This window comes from Mesorhizobium sp. M7A.F.Ca.US.008.03.1.1 (assembly GCF_003997495.1).
In the GTDB taxonomy this organism is placed as follows: Bacteria; Pseudomonadota; Alphaproteobacteria; order Rhizobiales; family Rhizobiaceae; genus Mesorhizobium.
In genome coordinates this window covers 1-946 of the sequence record NZ_RZRU01000054.1, presented here as the reverse complement: position 1 = coordinate 946, position 946 = coordinate 1, and the positions used below count along the sequence as shown (strand labels likewise).

General features: G+C 63.0%; 1 protein-coding gene. It reads left to right on the top strand.

Features of this window, described 5'->3' with window-relative positions:
• Positions 1 to 35 precede the first annotated feature (35 nt).
• Positions 36 to 946, top strand: a 911-nt coding sequence (locus EOA16_RS32405; RefSeq protein WP_348630392.1) for an ISAs1 family transposase, incomplete at its 3' end; no start/stop codon positions are given.

Sequence of the window (946 nt, the reverse complement as noted above, 5' to 3'; positions counted from 1 at the left end):
CGCTTGCAGCGACACTGTGCGGTGCCAAAAGCTGTGTGGACATTGCTGAATTCGTGGAGGGCCGGGAAGACGAGTTGAAAGAGATCGTCGAGCTGAAGCATGGGTGTCCGAGCCACGACACCTTCAGCCGGGTGTTTCGGCTTCTTGATCCTCAGGAATTGTCGAACGCGCTGAGCGCCTTCATGTCGGCGTTGCGGCGCGAACTTGGACTTGGCTCGCCGCGTGGCGTGGTGGCCATCGACGGCAAGGCGCTCAGGCGCGGCTATGAGAAGGGGCGTGCCTTCATGCCGCCGCTGATGGTCAGTGCCTGGGATGCCGAGACCAGGCTGACGATTGCGGCAACGCGGGCGCTGGCCTCCGACGAGGTTGGGGCGACGCTGGCGTTGCTGAAGAGCTTGGATCTCAAGGGCTGCACGGTCACCGCCGACGCCCTGCATTGCCGCCCCGACACGGCTGAGGCGCTGATCGCGCAGAAGGCGCATTACGCCCTCGGGCTGAAGGCCAACCGTGGCCGTCTGTTTGCCGCGGCTGAGAAAAGCTTTGCCGCGGCAGGCGAGATCGCCTGCTTCGAAACGCGCGATACGGCTCATGGCCGCATTGAAGTGCGCCGAGCCAGCATCTTGCCGCTTGCCAAACTCAAGGACCTGCCCGTGTTTCCCGGCCTCAAGGCCATCGGCCGCATCGAGGCCCTGCGCACGGCCGACAACAAGACGGCTGCGTCGGTCCGCTATATCGCGCTCTCCAAGCTGCTGGCGCCCAGGAAATTGGCCGAGACCGTACGTGCCCACTGGACCATCGAGAACCAGTTGCACTGGAGCCTTGATGTCGTCTTCCATGAAGATGACGCCCGCACCCGAAAGGACAACGCCCCACAAAACCTGGCTATCATCCGAAGGCTTGCGCAAAACATCTTGGCTGCCCATCCGCTCGACAAACCAATCGCAAG